The organism is Mesorhizobium sp. B3-1-9 (assembly GCF_006439595.1).
Lineage (GTDB): Bacteria > Pseudomonadota > Alphaproteobacteria > Rhizobiales > Rhizobiaceae > Mesorhizobium.
The window spans coordinates 109,624-125,350 of sequence record NZ_VFTJ01000012.1 but is presented as its reverse complement, the minus strand read 5'-3'; the positions used below and the strand labels follow the sequence as shown (position 1 = coordinate 125,350).

The window sequence follows — 15,727 nt, the reverse complement described above, 5'->3', positions numbered from 1 at the left end:
TGTTGAGCCTGGCGCGTTTGTTGAACCGGGTGCCTTTGTTGAACTTGGCAGGCTTCACGGCTACCGTCCCGCGCATGCATTCGGATATCGTCGACCTGCGCTCCTTCTACTCGTCCACGCTCGGCCGCCTGGCCGAGCATTCGATCACCATGGCGCTGTCGTCCATATGGGCAACCGTGCCCAACGAGCGGCTGGTCGGCCTCGGCTACACGCTGCCATGGCTGGAACGCTTCGGCGCGGATGCCGAGCGCGTCTTCGCCTTCATGCCGGCGACGCAGGGCGCGGTGGTATGGCCGGTGTCGGGGCCGACGGCGACGGCGCTGGTCTTCGACGAGGAGCTGCCGCTGGTCGATTCCTGCATCGACCGCGTGCTCCTGGTGCATTCGCTCGAACATGCCGAAAACCCGCGCGAGACGCTGAACGAGATATGGCGCGTGCTGTCGCCGGCGGGCAGGGTCGTCATTGTCGTGCCCAACCGGCGCGGCGTGTGGGCGCGGTTCGAGCACACGCCCTTCGGCAATGGCCGGCCGTTCTCGCGCGGCCAGTTGACCGAGCTGCTGCGCGAGGCGAATTTCACCCCGGCGACATGGAGCGACGCGCTGTTCTTCCCGCCGTCGCCGCGGCGTTTCATGATGCGGTTCCACAATGTGCTGGAGAGAGCCGGCCGGCGGTTCTGGCCGATCTTTTCCGGCGTCATCGTCGTCGAGGCGCAGAAGCGGCTCTACCAGGGCGTGCCGGTCGCGCAGCGCGCTTCGCGCCGCGTCTTCGTGCCGGTCTTCTCGCCGCAGGGGGCAACGCGGCTTGGCCGGCACCCGGCCGACGGCGCGCCCGGCCATGTGACGCGTTCGTGATCGCCGCCGCGCCTTGCATCGCGCAGCGATCGTCACCCTATCTGAGGGCATGCTTGATCTGAGGAATGCTCGCTTGGCGCGGTGTTCGTGACCGCCGAGGAAACCAGGAATATCCTTCATGGACAACCAGACCGATAAAAAGCCAGGCCCAAAAAAGGCCGCCGTCTCGGTCGAGGCGAGCAGCCTCGCCGACCAGGTGGCGACGATCAAGCTGGGGTTGAAGGCCTCGCCGGTGCGCAGGCAACTTGCCTGGGTCTCCATCGGGATCGTCGCGGTCATCATCGCAACCTCGATCGGACAGGTTCTGCTCAACCGCTGGAACCAGCCTTTCTACGATGCGCTGGCCCGGCGCGACATGGCTGCTTTCCTACACCAGCTTCTGGTCTTCGCGATGATCGCCGGCGGGCTTCTGGTGCTCAATATCGGCCAGACCTGGCTCAACCAGATGATCCGCCTGCGGCTGCGCGAGGCGCTGACGCTGGACCTCATCGATCAATGGATGCGACCGGCGCGTGCCTTCCGGCTGGCCAATGCTGGCGCCATCGGCGTCAATCCCGACCAGCGCATGCAGCAGGATGCCGCTCACTTGTCGGACCTGTCGACGGATCTCGGTGTCGGCCTGCTGCAGTCGTTCATCCTGCTTGTCTCCTTCATCGGCGTGCTGTGGCAGCTGTCTTCCGGTTTCGTGTTCCACGTCGGCGGCTATTCGTTGGCGATACCGGGCTACATGGTCTGGGCCGCGTTCCTCTATGCCGGCATCGCCTCGTGGCTGAGCTGGCTGGTCGGGCGTCCGCTGATCAGTCTCAACAGCGAGCGCTACACCCGCGAAGCGGAGCTGCGCTCCTCCATGGTGCGGGTGAATGAGAATGTCGACGCGATCGCGCTCTATCATGGCGAGCCCGATGCCCGGCGCCGGCTCGAGCTCGACCTCGGCACGGTGCTGGGCGCCATGCGGCGCATCTTCACCGCGCAGATCAACCTATCCTGGGTGACCGACACCTATGGCTGGATAACGGTGGTGGCGCCCATCCTGGTGGCTTCGCCGGTCTATTTCTCGGGCGACATCTCGTTCGGCGGGCTGATGATGGCGGTCGGCGCCTTCAACCAGGTTCATTCGTCCCTGCGCTGGTTCATCAACAATATCGGCAGCATCGCCGACTGGCGCGCGACGCTGATGCGGGTGGCCGACTTCCGCATCGCGCTCACCGAAACCGACGCGCTGCATGACACGGAAAAACGCATCCGGTTCGGCGAAAACGCCAATGGCAGCCTGACCTTCGACACGCTTGAGGTGGCTTCGCCGGAAGGCTGCACCAAGCTTGCCCAGACGGACGTCGAGATCCACGCCGGCGAGCGCGTCATGATCACCGGCGAGCCGGGGGCCGGCAAGACATTGTTCTTCCGGGCCATCGCCGGCCTGTGGCCATGGGGGAGCGGCCGGATCGGCCTGCCGGCTGGCGAGACCCCCATCTTCGTGCCGCGCGTGCCTTATTTCCCGGCCGGCACGCTGCGCGAGGTGCTCGATCATCCGAACGGCGAAGCCCCGGCCGGCGATGCCGAGATCGCGGCGGTGCTTGCCGAGGTCGGCCTCGACCGGCTGGCAACCGCCCTTGATCATCCCGGGCGCTGGGAACGCGAGCTCAGCGACGACGAACAACGGGCGCTGGCCTTCGCCAGGCTCGCCTTGCGCAAGCCGAAATGGGTGATCATCGACGAGGCGCTTGACGCGTTCGACGGGCCGACGTTGCGGCGGGTTCTGGCCATGCTTCAGAAGCGCCTGCCCGAAACCGCGATCGTCAATATCGGACGTGGTCAGCACAACAATCAGTTTTTTCCGCGCTCGCTGAACATCGTCAAGGATACCGGCGCGCCGGCGCTGAAACCCGCGCGAGTCAGGGCCGGGGCGATCGAACCACCGCCTCCGGCGGCTCGCCGCAAGAAGGAAACCACTGAAGCATAGGGCGTTTCACCGTTCCGCGGAAAACGGCTCTATCTCTTTGTTTTCACGCAGTTCCTGACGGAAAAGTGTGCAGCGGTTTTCGTCGGCGTCGCGTCAAGGAGGCAATCAGACCGCCCGGGCGCCATATTTGGCGCGGAACTCGTCGTAGCAGTCGCGCCGCCAGCGGCGGCCGACGACATAGCCGCGCAAGAGTTCGGCGGGCGAGTAGCCGAGCGACTTGGACGACCGGTTGGCGTGATAGCCCGAAAACGCCTGCGGCAACCTGCCCTTGAGGATATCGGCGATGATCTGGCGCGCAATCATGTAAGGCGGAACGTCGGGATAGCGGTCGGCGATATAAGGATGCTTGTCGATCAGACTGGCGTAGGCCTCGACATAGCCGTCGCGGCGGCCGGAGATCGAATTCTCCGAATTGTACTTCTTCCAGTCGATGTCCTCGGATAGCAAGGCGCCGCTGCGCTGGGCAAAGCGCAGCAGCAATTCGCGATCCTGCATGCGCGTGATGTCGCTGTCATAGCCGCCGATCGCGAGCAGCGACTCGTGCCTTGCGGTGATCGCCGAGCCGGCAATGAAGATGGTCTGCGAGACCAGGGCACGCTGCAGCGTGCTCTTATCGAGGAAAGCGTCGCGATTGATGCATTTGGTGCTGCGGCTGCCTTTCAGCGACAAGAACGAGCTGATGAGGACTCCGAGCGAGGGATTCTGGTCGAAGCGCGCCAGCGTCCGCTCCAGCCGATCGGGCAGATAGACGTCGTCCGAATCGAGGAAGGTCACGACCGGCGCCCGGGCGCGCTCAATGCCCGCATTGCGCGCGGCATTGGCGCCGCGCCATTTGGCGCCGACATAGATCAGCCTCGGGTCGCGGATTTCGGCCAACGCGGCGGCCGTCCCATCGGTCGAACCGTCGTCGACCACGATGTGCTCGAAGCGGGTAAGTGTCTGCGCCAGAACGCTTTCCACCGCGCGCACGACCTGGCTGCGCCGGTTGTGGGTCGGCGTGATCACTGAGATCAGCGGAACGTCCTGGTTCGACATCGGGCTGCCACTGCCGGTCGGATCTAGCGTTTGTCGGATGGGTCTGATGGCTATCCTCGCGTCCCACCTCTGATTTGCGACAGACGCTACAAAAAAGCCACGCTTGTGTCACGCAAAGCTATCCGAGAAACGCCGAATTAGTGGCTTTTCCGCAACATTGCGGTTTGATGGCAACACAATCGACGTTCTGGCTAGGCGACAGCCCGCCGGGCGATGGTCGGCGTTGTCTCGATGACGTTCAAGGTAATCGACCGGACTACCTGACTTTTGCATGATGACCCAACGAGGCCGGCCGATCGGCTTCAGTCCCATGAAGGAGCAGGATCATGACCGCTTACGCCGTTGCCCACATGCGCCAAGTCACGTCGGGTCCCTGGATGATCGAGTATCTGGAGAAGATCGACGCCACGCTGGCGCCGTTCGGCGGACGCTTCGTCGTCCATGGCGGCGATGTCGAGGTCGTCGAAAACAACTGGCCCGGGCATCTGATCGTCATCGAATTCCCCGACAGCCAGCATGTGCGGGACTGGTACCGGTCGCGCGCGTATCAGTATCAACAGATCCTCGAGTTGCGCACCCACAATTCTGAATCCGACGTGATCTTCGTCGACGGCGTCGAGCATCCGCACAAGGCTATGGATGTGCTTGGCTAGCAGAACAGCGCGCCTTTCCTGGAATTGCCCTAACTGTGCACGACATAGTCGGGCACGATTTCAGGCTCGTCGCGAACGAGCCCCACCGCCAGGCTGAAATGGCCGAGAAATGCGAAAGTGTAGAACGTCAGGCCAACAATCGCCGCGAAGGGAATTTGCCAGACCGGCATGCCGGTCTGCGGTGCGAGGTTGACCACGCGCCGCAGCGTGCGCCACGACATTGTCCCCCAGCGCGTGAATGATTTGACGATACGCTGAACCCTGCCAGGCGCGTGGAGCTCGACGAATTTTCGATCGGCGTCCCTGCCGGTCACCAGAGCGCGCCAAAAGAAGAACCGCCAGCCGCGCGGGGAATAGTGGTGAACGCGCGCGTCCACATTGACTATCTTGTGGCCTTCGCTCCAAAGCTCATGCATCAGCAACGTGCAAGAGACCTTGAAGCCGTTGTGTGCTGGAAATGGGTGGCTGGATATCCAGTCGTGCCGAAAGGCGATGTTGTTGGCGTTGAGAGCACGTTTGGCTGCAAATTTTTTGTCCCCTTCGGCCAGGGGAAAGAACCAGAGCAGAGCAAAGGTCCGCGAGAAGAAGTCGTCGTGCAAAAGATAGGTGTAGCCGTTCACGCAGACGGTTTCCGGCCGTTTGAAGGGCGTCAACAGACCTGAAAGCCAATTTGGTTCGGCAACCGAATCCGAGTCGACGAAAACCACGATGTCGGCTTCGGTCAAAAGGACGCCATTGTTCTTGAGATCGTAGTAGCGGCCACCGGCACAGGCCGCGAAGACCAGCTCGGCGGCTTGACCCAAGTAGGGTGCTTCGGCCTCGAAGCTGCTGCGCAGCAAATCGCCGTCGGATGGCTCTCCGGCATGCGATATGATGACCGTGGGCCTGGCCATGCCGGCTTCGGAAACCGAGGCAATCTCGCGTGCGAGCGCGTTCAACCCTACGCTGACCTCAGCCCAGTCGATGAAGTTGGCATTCTCCATCTCGAGGACAACCGAATAGGTTGGTCGTTCCGCCATCATGTTCCACTCCGCCCGGCACGAGGCTTAGCAAAAAGCCCGGGGCGAAGCCATCGTCAGCGCCTCAACAAAAACACCGCCTGCTGGCCGAAGAAGTTCCAGAACCACCAGGGCATCGACAGGCCGATCTTCTGGCCGTTGGCGTCGAGCGCGGTCGCTTTCTCGACCGTCGCGCCGAGTTCCTCGCACAGGTTGACGAAGTCGCGAATGGTGCAGAAGTGGATGTTGGGCGTGTCGTACCAGGAGTAGGGCAGGTCCTTGGTGACCGGCATCCTGCCCTTGATCAGCAGCGAAAAGCGCACGCGCCAGTGGCCGAAATTGGGGAAGGAGACGATGGCGCGGTTGCCGATCCGAAGCAGCTCGTCGAGCACGACCTTCGGGTTGCGCGTCGCCTGCAGCGTCTGCGACAGCACGACGAAGTCGAAGCCCTTGTCGGCGTAGAATTTCAGATCCGTGTCGGCGTCGCCCTGGATAACCGATAGCCCGCGCGCCACGCATTCATTGACGCCGCGCTGCGACAGTTCCAGCCCGCGGCCGTCGACCTGCTTGGTCTCCTGCAGGAGTTCCAGAAGCACGCCGTCGCCCGAGCCGACATCGAGGACGCGCGAATTGGCCGGAATGAGATCGGTGACGACCTCGAGGTCGACACGCTGGGCGCGATTGACGCTCATGGCCTTGCCTCCTGCATGGCGCGCGATCCGGCTCCGAAAAGTCTGCAACTTTCTGCGTTCGCTGACCTTCGGTTCGGGGTCATGCGCTGAGCCCCCTGGCGCGGGCGGCCGACGCGACGAAGCCGTTGATGGCCGCGAACAGCTCCGGCTCGTCGAGCAGGAAGGCGTCGTGGCCGCGATCGGTCTCGATCTCGACGAAGGAGACGGAAGCGCCCGCCGCGTTCAAGGCATGCACGATCGATCGGCTCTCCTCGGTCGGGAACAGCCAGTCGCTGGTGAAGGAGACCAGGCAAAAGCGCGTCTTGGTGCCGGCGAAGGCGTCGGCGAGGCGCCCGCCGTGATCGGCGGCAAGGTCGAAATAGTCCATCGCGCGAGTCAGATAGAGGTAGGAATTGGCGTCGAAGCGGTCGACGAAGGTCATGCCCTGATGGCGCAGATAGCTTTCGATCTGGAAATCGGCGTCGAAGCCGAAGGTCAGCGCCTCGCGGTCCTGCAGATTGCGGCCGAACTTGCGGTGGAGCGCTGCTTCCGAAAGGTAGGTGATGTGAGCGGCCATGCGCGCGACGGCGAGCCCCTTTTCCGGCCGCTTGCCGAAATCGAGATATTTGCCGCCATGCCACTCCGGATCGGCCATGACGGCCTGTCGGCCGACTTCATGGAAGGCGATGTTCTGCGAGGAATGGCGGGCGCCGCTGGCGATCGGCAGGGCGCAGAACACACGCTCCGAATGGCTCGCCGCCCATTCCAGCACCTGCATGCCGCCCATCGAGCCGCCAAGCACGCAGAACAGCTTTTCGATGCCGAAATGATCGACCAGCATCGCCTGCGCGCGCACCATGTCGCGGATGGTGATGATCGGCAGGTCGAGCCCATAAGGCTTGCCTGTCGCCGGATTGGTCGAGGCGGGGCCGGTCGAGCCGAGACAGCCGCCGATGACGTTTGCGCAGATGACGAAGAAGCGGTTGGTGTCGATGATCTTGCCTGGGCCGATCAGCACTTCCCACCAGCCCGGCTTGCCGGTCACCGGATTGGTATTGGCGACGTGCTGGTCGCCCGTCAGCGCGTGGCAGACGAGGATGGCGTTGGAGCGCGCGGCGTTGAGCGTGCCATAGGTCTGGTAGGCGATCTGGAAAGGCGACAGCAGCGTGCCGGCGTCGAGCTTCAGCGGCTTGTCGGGGCCGAACTGCAGCACCGGGCTCGACGGATGGTCGGCCTCGTCCTTGGTCCTTGCAGCGCGTTGAGCGGCCATGTCCATCCTCATCCTGTCCCGCATCGGTCTCGTCCCGATGCGGTGTCCGGCCGGCAGCGGACAACAAAAAACCGGCATTGCCGTCGCAAAGCCGGTTACAGGTTGCAAACGGCCCTTTAGCGAGTTGTTTAACGTGGCTGCAAGCCGACCGGCCAAATCACCACGGAGAAGTCTGGCAGTTCTTCTAGGACCAGCGCCGCGCTTCGTCAACGGGTAGCCTCCTCGCGGCGCTCCAGTCGGTTCACCACACCCAAGCAGGCCATTTCCTGCCAAGCCAACACATGGCCTGCCTTGTCTTGTCGCAGTTTCTTGCCGGAAAGCCGTGTGACGCCTTCGCGGAATCTGTTCAGCGCTTCGACGCAACACCTAGTTCGCTGCGCCGCCAGGCCGAAGGCGAAATGCCAACGGATCGCCTGAATTCGCGGCCGAAATGATAGACGTCGCAAAAGCCGCATGTCTCGGCAATCTCGGCGATCGGCTGGTCGTCCTGCACGAGCAGCGACTGCGCGTGCATCAACCGCTCGCGCATCAGCCACTGATGCGGGCTGGTGCGAAGATAGCGCTGAAACATCCGCCGGGTCTGCGACGGCCCGAGCCCGGTGACGGCCGACAGGGCCGACGCGGTCCATGCGAAACCGAGCGCCCCGCGCATCGCCTCGATACCAGAAGCGAGCGGTTTCGGCAGGTCGTCGCTATCCGGTGCCAACGCGCGATCGATCAGGAGCAGGAATTCGGCAACCAGTTGCGAAAGGCGCAGATCGAGGCTGGCGTCGCGGCGGCGCAACGCGGCAAACAGGCGCTCGAACCATGGGACTGGAGTTGTTCCCTCGGCGAAGGTGGCGCGCGGCGTGCCCTCTCCGAACAGCTTGCGCCGCAGGATGGCGGGCTCCGGGCCGTCCAGCCTGAACCAAAGTACTGTCCAAGGATCCCGGGGATCGGCGGAATGGACGTGCGGAGCCTCGTTCGCCATCCAGACCAATTGACCAGCCCCGACGTCTATCCTTTGCCCAAGCGTTTCGACATAGCCGGCGCCGGCAAGACAGTAGATGATGTCCTGTCCGGGATAGACGGCGCGTTCTATCCGGTAATCCGGTCCGGCGGCGACTTTTCCGGCGCGCAGCACGCTGAACGCGGCGCGGGTCCAGGCCGGGGCTGGCACATAGTGGAAACTCTCAATTACGGACGTTCTTTTGTGCATGCGCGTTTTATACAAAAAATACGTTCCCTTTGTCCATTTTGTTCCGCGGCGGAGGGGCTAAATTCTCCTCAAGAGCCTGGGATTTCCGGCCGGAAACGGATCGGAACCAGGCCTTCAAAAAGGTTCAGGGGCGCCCGTGCCGCATCGCGGGACGCTTTGGGGTTCCAGGGAGAATACCGATGCTCGCGATGACCAGACATGAAGCCGAGCTTTACGCGCGCGACGGCTACATCATTCGCCGTGGCCTGCTGGGCGCCGGTGAAGTCGCCAACTTTCGCGACCACGCCCGCAAGCAACTCGCGGAGGAGCAGAGCAAGGGCGGCGTGATGTCCAAGGGCGACAAGGAGGGCAAGACCACGCTGCTGAAGATGTGGACCAAGGCCGAGGACGACAAATACGGCCTGCTGGCCCGCGACGAACGCATGGTCGATCTGGCCGAGGACGCCGTCGGCAAGCCGATCTACCTCTACAGCCACAAGATGACGATGAAGCAGCCCAACGAAGGCGGCGCATGGGAATGGCACCAGGACTTCGGCTACTGGTACAATTACGGCTGCCTGGCACCGGAAATGATGAGCATCTACGTCGCGCTCGACAAGGCGACCCGCGAAAACGGCTGCCTTCAGGTGCTCAAGGGCACGCACAAGCTCGGCCGCCTCAATCATATCCGCGAGAACGAGCAGACCAATGTCGAGCATGAGCACCTGGAAGCTGCCCTGAAGCGCTTCGAGCACATCTATGTCGAGATGGAGGCGGGCGACGCCCTGGTCTTCGACGGCAACCTGCTGCACCGTTCGGACGCGAACCGCTCGGACACGTATCGCTGGGGCTATATCTGCTCCTACAACGCGGTCGAGAACGCGCCCTTCAAGAAGGTGCGCGAATACGGCAACTACGAACAATTGCGCAAGGTGCCTGCCGGTTCTTTCCAGCAGGCTTCATGAGCAGGCACGACCGGGCAGAAGCCCGGCCTTGAGGACATCGAACCGGGCTTGGGCCCAGGCCGCGGATCGATGGGGAGATGAAGAACAGCGACGGACGGCTGCAGCCGTCGCGCCGCCGTCGAGGGAGGAATGGGATGGCCGATACGGTCAGGAGCGGCGCGCGCGCGGCAGCCGCAGGCCGGTTTGAATTGTCGCGACTCTTGCGGGTCCGTGAGGCTGGCGTGTTCATCGCGCTGGTCGTGATCTGCTTGTTCCTGACCTTCGCGACCGACACCTTCCTCACGTCGCTGAACCTCTTGAACATAGGCCGACAGGTTTCGCTGCTCGGGATCATGGCGGTCGGCATGACGTTCGTGCTGATCTCCGGCGAGGTGGATCTGTCCGTCGGATCGACCTACGCCTTTGCCGGGCTTGCCACCGGCATGCTGATCGTCGCTGGCTGGGGGTTGTTGCCGGCGCTCGGGGTCGGTCTCTTCGCCGGCGCCGTCATCGGCGTCATCAACGGTATCCTGTCCACCTACGGCCGCCTGCCCTCGCTCATCGCCACGCTCGGCATGCTCAGCATCGTCCGCGGCGCCGCGCTCATCCTGACCAACGGCCAGCCCGTCACCGTCAACGCGCGCAACGGCGCGCTTCCCGACGTTCTCGACACCTTCAACTTCATGGGCCAGGGCTATCTGTTCAGCGTCATTCCGATGCAGCTCGTGTTCTTCGCCGTCATCGCCGTGCTGGCATGGCTGGTGCTTTCCTATTCGAACTTCGGCTTCCGGGTGTATGCCGTGGGCGGCAGCGCCAAAGCGGCGCGCGTGTCGGGCATTTCCGTCAACACCGTGAAGATCTGGGCTTTCGTGCTGATGGGGCTGCTCGCCGCCTTCGCCGGCATCCTCAGCCTCGCCTTCCTGCCCAGCGGGCAGGCCGGCCGCACCGGCCTCGGGCTGGAGCTCGACGTCATCGCCGCGACCATCGTCGGCGGCGCCTCGCTGTCGGGCGGCGAAGGCACCATCCTTGGAACCATACTCGGCGTGCTGATCATCGGCGTGATGCGCAACGGCCTTGTGCTGATGGGCGTGTCGCCCTTCGTGCAGGAGCTCATGATCGGCCTCGTCATCATCATCGCCGTCGGCATCGACAAATGGACAACGCGCCGCGCGGCCTAGAACGGCATGATGTCGTCCGAAAACCGCTGCACACTTTTCGGCATCATGCTCTGAGGGCAATCAAGCCAAACAAAAAAGGGAGGACTATCCATGAAAATCAGACACGTCATTCTCGCGGCGGCGCTCAGCCTGCTGCCCACGCTCGCGCATGCCGAGGCCAAGCTTGCCGATTTCTCGCTCGCCGATCGCATCAAGGCCAAGATCGCCGCAGGCCAGCCGCTCGACATCTACGTTTCCTACCATGACGTCTCGAACGAATTCGCGCCGTTCATGAAGGCCGGCGTGCAGCGGGCGGCGACCGAGGACAAGGTCAGCGCGCAGTTCATCGGCCCGGTCGGCGCCGATGCCGACGGCCAGATCAGCGAGATCGAGACGCTGATGGGCAAGATGGACGGCCTGGCGATTTCATCGGTGTCGACCGACGCGCTGGCGCCGCTGATCGACAAGGTGATCGCCGCCGGTATCCCGGTCGTCACGTTCAACACCGACAATCCCGAAAGCAAGCGCCTAGCTTTCGCCGGGCAGGATCTCGTGCAGTCGGGCCGTGAGGCCGGCAAACTGATGGCCAAGGTCCTCGGCGGCAAGGGCAAGGTGATGATCACCACTATCGACGCCGCCGCCCAGTGGTCGCTCGACCGTGAAAAAGGCGCGCGCGAGGCGCTGAAGGCCGAGCCCGGCTTAGAGGTGGTCAGCACGCTGAACACCGGCACCGATCCGCAGAAGATCTATTCGGCGATCGAGAACGCCATGCTGGCGAACCCCTCGATCTCCGGCGTCCTGTCGCTGGAGTGTTGCTCCACGCCCGCCGCCGGCACCTGGGTCGAGCGCAACAAGGCGGCCGACAAGGTGAAGGTGGTCGGCTTCGACCTGCTCGACCAGACCGTGCAGCTCGTGCAGAGCGGCGACGTGCAGGCCACGATCGACCAGGCTCCGGAAAAGCAAGGCTTTGCCGCGGTCGACCTCCTCGTCCAGTTCCTCAAGGGCCAGACGATCGAGAACCTCGACACCGGCGTCGGCGTCTACACCAAGGAGAACATTGCCGAGGTGGCCAAGAAGTAACAATGCCAGCGTGACGGGCCGGCGGGCCGCAGGTTCCGCCGGCCCGTCGAGCCAGCTCGATGACGGCCGCCCCCTCCCTCGCAAACATCGTCGAGATCGCCGGCGTAACCAAGCGGTTTCCCGGTGTGCTCGCGCTTGACCGTATTTCCGTCGGCTTCCGGGCCGGCGAGGTTCACGCCGTGATCGGCGAGAACGGCGCCGGCAAGTCGACGCTGATGAACATCCTAGCCGGGGACCTGCGCCCCGATGGTGGCAAGCTTCTGGTCGAGGGCAGGGAAGTGAAACTTTCCTCCCCGCTCGATAGCCGCGCCCACGGCATCACTGTCGTCTATCAGGAGTTGGCGCTCTGCCCGACGATGAGCGTGGCCGAAAACATCATGATGTCGGACATGGCGGCGCGCTCTGCCGTTTCGTTGCTGCCGCGCGATATGATGCGGCGGGAGGCGCGCGATGCGCTCACCCGGCTCGGCATGGGCGGCCTCGACCCCGACACCAAGGTCGGCCGCCTCTCGGTCGCCGAGATGCAATTGGTCGAAATCGCCGGCGCCATCCGCCAGAATGCCCGCGTGCTCGTGCTCGACGAGCCGAATTCGGCGCTTTCCAAACGCGAAAGCGAAAGGCTGTTCGAGGTCGTCAGGCAGCTCCGCGCCGAGGGCGTGACCATCATCTACGTATCGCACCATCTGCGCGAGGTGCTGGATATCGCCGACCGCGTCACGGTGATGCGCGATGGCCGCACGATCGTGACGATGGACAATGAGGGCCTGTCGGAGGACCAGCTCATCCGGGCCATGGTCGGCCGCGACCTCGACGCCGCCATGCAATGGTCGCTTCAGGTCGAACCCAGGCCTGAAGACGAGGACACCGTGCTGGCGGTCGAGAAGCTCGAGGCGGCGGGACTGGAGGACGTCAGCTTCAGCGTGCGCGCCGGCGAGATCCTCGGCATCGGCGGACTTCCCGATTCCGGCAAGGACGGACTTGGCGACGCGCTTTTCGGGCTCTGCGCCCGGCGCGGCAAGGTCACCGTCGACGGCAAGGAACTGCGCGGCGCCGATCCACTTGCCGCGATCCGCCTCGGCATGTCCTTCGTTCCGGCCGACCGGCGCGGTTCCGGCGGCCTTCTGCAGATGAGCGTGGCCGACAATGTCGTCTCCGCCTCGCTGCCGCGCTTTTCGCTAGCCGGCTTCGTGCGGCGCGGCGCGGTGAAACGCGAGGCCCGCGCCCAGGTCGCGCGGCTCGATGCGCGGATTTCACATCTCGGCCAGAAACTGGGAACGCTTTCGGGCGGCAACCAGCAGAAGATCATCCTCGGCCGCAGCCTCGTCACCAATCCGCGCGTGCTGGTGCTGCACGAGCCGACACGCGGCATCGATGTCGGCGCCAAGGCGGAAATCTACTCGATCCTGCGCGGCATCGCCGGCGAAGGCATGGCGATCGTCATGATCTCTTCGGAGATACCGGAGTTGATCATGAATGCCGAACGAGTGCTTGTGCTGCGCGACGGCCGCCTGTCGGGCGAACTCACCGGCCAGGCTATCACCGAGACGGCGATCCTCGCATGCGCCATGACATCGTGAGACGGGAATGCGGATGACCAAGCCAAAGATAACCATCGTCGGCAGCTTCGCGGTCGGGCTGACCATGCGGGCGCCCAAGCTGCCCATTTTCGGCGAAACCATGCTCGGCACCGATTTCGACATGGGTCCGGGCGGCAAGGGGTCCAACCAGGCCGTCGCAACGGCGCGTCTGGGCGCGTCGTCGTCGCTGCTCGCCATCCTCGGCACCGACAAGCTCGCCAGCATCGCCACCGACCTCTATGCAATCGAAGGCGTCGACACCGGCCTTGTGAGCACGCGGACGGAGCGGGCGACCGGCGTCGGCTTCATCATCCTCAACGACAAGGGCGAGAACTTCATCATCCTCGACATGGGCGCCAACGAGTTGATGGACGCGGCCACGGTCGACACGGCCGAGGCACGCATCGCCGAGAGCGATGTCGTCATGACCGTACTGGAGGTGCCGACGGCCGCCGCCACGCGGGCGATGGAGCTTGGCCGCAAGCATGGCGCAAGGACGATCCTAAACCCGGCGCCGGCGCGCCAGCTGCCGGACACGATCTTCGCCTGGGTCGATTACCTCACTCCGAATGAAAGCGAACTGCGCATCCTGCTCGGCCTGCCCGCCGACGACCCAAGGTCCTCGCGCGAACTCGCTCGGGAATTGCGGCGGCGCGGCGTGCGCAACGTCGTCGTCACACTCGGCCGCAGCGGCGCGTTGATCCTGACCGACGAGATCGACGTCATGGTGCCGGCGGTGCCGGTGGAGGTCACCGACACGACCGGCGCGGGCGATGCCTTCAATTCGGGCTTCGCCATGGCGCTTGCCGAAGGCCGCGACATCGTCGAGGCCGTGCGTTTCGGCGTCGCCTGCGGCGCGATCGCCTGCACCAGGCTCGGCGTCATTCCCGGCCTGCCCCAGCGCGCCCAGGCCGACGCGCTTTATGCCGAAGCCATGAAAACCGTATGGAAGGAACAACCGTGAACCGCAACCGACTGCTTAACGCCGAACTCGCTCACGCCATCGCCTCCATGGGGCATGGCGACCTGATGATCGTCTGCGACGCGGGTTTTCCCATTCCGTCGAGCGCATGGCGCATCGACCTCGCCATCGCGCCCGACGTTCCCGATCTCGAGACCGTGCTGACGCCAATCGCGGCCAACCTGATCGCCGAACGCGTCGCCTATGCCGACACGCTGCCCGTGCACAACGCACCGCTGCTCGCGAAGGTGAAGCGCCTGTTCCCGGACGCCGACCATGAAACCGTCAAGCACGAGGCCATTCTCGGCGAGATGGCCGCCAAGGCCAAGGTGATCGTGCGCACCGGCGCCTTCGACCCCTGGGGCAACATCCTGCTCTATTCCGGTGTCGACGTTCCGGCCTGGTTCTCCAAGCCCGGCGTTGTCGCGCCCGACTACTACGCCAAGAAACTCAAGGGCTGAGCGTGCCGAAGATCTTCGATTTCGGCGGCCGCGAGGTCGAGCGGAGCATCACGGTGGCCGGCCTGCGCGCATTGCGGCAGGCCGGCGGGCGCGTCGCCCAGGTGACCGCCGAGACGGCGGACGAGGCCGCCGCGGCCGAGGCGGCCGGCATCGAGATGGTCGTCTGCCGGGCGGCCAATGTGGCCCGCGTCCGCGAGGGGTCGCGCCGCGTCTTCGTAACGGCCGCGCTCGGCTTCGCCGACGCGGTGACCGGCGACGAGATCCTGCGCACCGCTTTTTCGGCAATCACCTCCGGCGCGGACGCCGTCATCACCGGACGCGGCTTCGACACGGTCCGCATGCTGGCCAATGAACGGATACCGGTCATGGGCCATCTCGGTTTCGTGCCGCGCAAATCGACCTGGGTCGGCGGCATCCGGGCGGTCGGCAAGACTGCGGCCGAGGCGGTCGAGCTCTGGGACCAGTTCCGGCGACTGGAGGATGCCGGCGCCTTCGCGGTCGAGTGCGAGATCATACCGGCGGCGTTGATGGCGGAAATCCACCGCCGCACTTCGCTGGTGACCGTGTCGCTCGGCTCGGGCGCCGAGCCGGACGTCATCTTCCTGTTCACGTCGGACATCTGCGGTGAGTCGACCCGTCTCCCTCGCCACGCGCGGGCCTGGGGCAAGCTGGCCGCATTGCACCAGCAGGTACGCGACGCCCGGATCGACGCGCTCAGCGCCTTCCGCAAGGAGGTCGACGGCGGCAGCTACCCCGGCAAGGCCGAGATCGCGGCCATAGCCGAAGAGGAGTTGGAGGGGTTCCGCGCCCTCGTCGATTCGACGAAGTCATGACTGGCTCCTGAGACGCGGTGTGATTTCAAGGCCTGATCCTCGCGGGCGGTCCGCATGCACCAGGCGCCGGCACTCGACATTCCAGCCCGTGGCCTGTAT

General features: G+C 64.4%; 15 protein-coding genes and 1 riboswitch. Of the genes, 10 read left to right on the top strand and 5 right to left on the bottom strand.

The window, feature by feature from the left end:
* The first annotated feature begins 74 nt into the window (after positions 1-74).
* The gene (locus FJW07_RS21095; protein WP_140858643.1) at positions 75-851 is read left to right on the top strand and encodes a methyltransferase domain-containing protein; all 777 of its coding nucleotides are present in this window, start codon (positions 75-77) and stop codon (positions 849-851) included.
* A 118-nt stretch (positions 852-969) separates the two neighbouring features.
* Positions 970-2,811 (top strand): ABC transporter ATP-binding protein/permease, encoded by a 1,842-nt coding sequence (locus FJW07_RS21090; protein ID WP_140858641.1) that lies wholly within the window; start codon positions 970-972, stop codon positions 2,809-2,811.
* A gap of 105 nt (positions 2,812-2,916) precedes the next feature.
* Here the strand turns inward: FJW07_RS21090 and FJW07_RS21085 are convergent, their stop codons facing one another.
* Positions 2,917-3,846, bottom strand: coding sequence for a glycosyltransferase family A protein (locus FJW07_RS21085; protein WP_140858639.1), 930 nt, complete (start codon positions 3,844-3,846; stop codon positions 2,917-2,919).
* A gap of 326 nt (positions 3,847-4,172) precedes the next feature.
* Between FJW07_RS21085 and FJW07_RS21080 the strand changes: the two genes are divergently transcribed.
* Complete coding sequence (locus FJW07_RS21080; protein ID WP_140858637.1) at positions 4,173-4,499, top strand: DUF1330 domain-containing protein; 327 nt, start codon at positions 4,173-4,175, stop codon at positions 4,497-4,499.
* A 29-nt stretch (positions 4,500-4,528) separates the two neighbouring features.
* Here the strand turns inward: FJW07_RS21080 and FJW07_RS21075 are convergent, their stop codons facing one another.
* From FJW07_RS21075 to FJW07_RS21060, 4 genes are all read right to left on the bottom strand, one after another.
* Positions 4,529-5,521 (bottom strand): glycosyltransferase, encoded by a 993-nt coding sequence (locus FJW07_RS21075; RefSeq protein WP_140858635.1) that lies wholly within the window; start codon positions 5,519-5,521, stop codon positions 4,529-4,531.
* A gap of 53 nt (positions 5,522-5,574) precedes the next feature.
* The gene (metW, locus tag FJW07_RS21070) at positions 5,575-6,189 is read right to left on the bottom strand and encodes a methionine biosynthesis protein MetW (protein ID WP_140645165.1); all 615 of its coding nucleotides are present in this window, start codon (positions 6,187-6,189) and stop codon (positions 5,575-5,577) included.
* 79 nt (positions 6,190-6,268) lie between these two features.
* On the bottom strand, positions 6,269-7,438 hold the full coding sequence (locus FJW07_RS21065) for a homoserine O-acetyltransferase (RefSeq protein WP_140858633.1): 1,170 nt from the start codon (positions 7,436-7,438) through the stop codon (positions 6,269-6,271).
* Between the two features lie 96 nt (positions 7,439-7,534).
* Positions 7,535-7,612: riboswitch (SAM riboswitch) on the bottom strand.
* 172 nt (positions 7,613-7,784) lie between these two features.
* Complete coding sequence (locus FJW07_RS21060; RefSeq protein WP_140858631.1) at positions 7,785-8,636, bottom strand: AraC family transcriptional regulator; 852 nt, start codon at positions 8,634-8,636, stop codon at positions 7,785-7,787.
* 188 nt (positions 8,637-8,824) lie between these two features.
* Here FJW07_RS21060 and FJW07_RS21055 point away from each other — a divergent pair, with 188 nt between their 5' ends.
* From FJW07_RS21055 to FJW07_RS21025, 7 genes are all read left to right on the top strand, one after another.
* Positions 8,825-9,580: a phytanoyl-CoA dioxygenase family protein gene (locus FJW07_RS21055; RefSeq protein ID WP_226892106.1), complete on the top strand. Its 756-nt coding sequence runs from the start codon at positions 8,825-8,827 to the stop codon at positions 9,578-9,580.
* Between the two features lie 134 nt (positions 9,581-9,714).
* A complete protein-coding gene (locus FJW07_RS21050) occupies positions 9,715-10,737 on the top strand; it encodes an ABC transporter permease (RefSeq protein ID WP_140858629.1) in 1,023 nt (340 codons plus the stop codon).
* A 90-nt stretch (positions 10,738-10,827) separates the two neighbouring features.
* Positions 10,828-11,796: a sugar ABC transporter substrate-binding protein gene (locus tag FJW07_RS21045; protein WP_140858627.1), complete on the top strand. Its 969-nt coding sequence runs from the start codon at positions 10,828-10,830 to the stop codon at positions 11,794-11,796.
* 59 nt (positions 11,797-11,855) lie between these two features.
* Complete coding sequence (locus FJW07_RS21040; RefSeq protein WP_140858625.1) at positions 11,856-13,373, top strand: sugar ABC transporter ATP-binding protein; 1,518 nt, start codon at positions 11,856-11,858, stop codon at positions 13,371-13,373.
* Between the two features lie 13 nt (positions 13,374-13,386).
* Positions 13,387-14,337 (top strand): ribokinase, encoded by a 951-nt coding sequence (locus tag FJW07_RS21035; protein ID WP_246680831.1) that lies wholly within the window; start codon positions 13,387-13,389, stop codon positions 14,335-14,337.
* Positions 14,334-14,795 (top strand): D-ribose pyranase, encoded by a 462-nt coding sequence (gene rbsD, locus FJW07_RS21030; RefSeq protein ID WP_140858623.1) that lies wholly within the window; start codon positions 14,334-14,336, stop codon positions 14,793-14,795. Before FJW07_RS21035 ends, rbsD begins: the two co-directional genes overlap by 4 nt.
* Before the next feature lie 2 nt (positions 14,796-14,797).
* Positions 14,798-15,628, top strand: coding sequence for a 3-methyl-2-oxobutanoate hydroxymethyltransferase (locus FJW07_RS21025; protein WP_140858621.1), 831 nt, complete (start codon positions 14,798-14,800; stop codon positions 15,626-15,628).
* The last annotated feature ends 99 nt before the right edge of the window (positions 15,629-15,727 follow it).

Coding starts and splice junctions, on each gene's coding strand:
- FJW07_RS21040 (WP_140858625.1), top strand. CDS start 11,856: ATGACGGCCGCCCCCTCCCTCGCAAACATCGTCGAGATCGCCGGCGTA.
- FJW07_RS21065 (WP_140858633.1), bottom strand. CDS start 7,438: ATGGCCGCTCAACGCGCTGCAAGGACCAAGGACGAGGCCGACCATCCG.
- FJW07_RS21075 (WP_140858635.1), bottom strand. CDS start 5,521: ATGATGGCGGAACGACCAACCTATTCGGTTGTCCTCGAGATGGAGAAT.
- FJW07_RS21050 (WP_140858629.1), top strand. CDS start 9,715: ATGGCCGATACGGTCAGGAGCGGCGCGCGCGCGGCAGCCGCAGGCCGG.
- metW (WP_140645165.1), bottom strand. CDS start 6,189: ATGAGCGTCAATCGCGCCCAGCGTGTCGACCTCGAGGTCGTCACCGAT.
- FJW07_RS21035 (WP_246680831.1), top strand. CDS start 13,387: ATGACCAAGCCAAAGATAACCATCGTCGGCAGCTTCGCGGTCGGGCTG.
- FJW07_RS21095 (WP_140858643.1), top strand. CDS start 75: ATGCATTCGGATATCGTCGACCTGCGCTCCTTCTACTCGTCCACGCTC.
- FJW07_RS21080 (WP_140858637.1), top strand. CDS start 4,173: ATGACCGCTTACGCCGTTGCCCACATGCGCCAAGTCACGTCGGGTCCC.
- FJW07_RS21055 (WP_226892106.1), top strand. CDS start 8,825: ATGACCAGACATGAAGCCGAGCTTTACGCGCGCGACGGCTACATCATT.
- FJW07_RS21090 (WP_140858641.1), top strand. CDS start 970: ATGGACAACCAGACCGATAAAAAGCCAGGCCCAAAAAAGGCCGCCGTC.
- FJW07_RS21045 (WP_140858627.1), top strand. CDS start 10,828: ATGAAAATCAGACACGTCATTCTCGCGGCGGCGCTCAGCCTGCTGCCC.
- FJW07_RS21085 (WP_140858639.1), bottom strand. CDS start 3,846: ATGTCGAACCAGGACGTTCCGCTGATCTCAGTGATCACGCCGACCCAC.
- FJW07_RS21060 (WP_140858631.1), bottom strand. CDS start 8,636: ATGCACAAAAGAACGTCCGTAATTGAGAGTTTCCACTATGTGCCAGCC.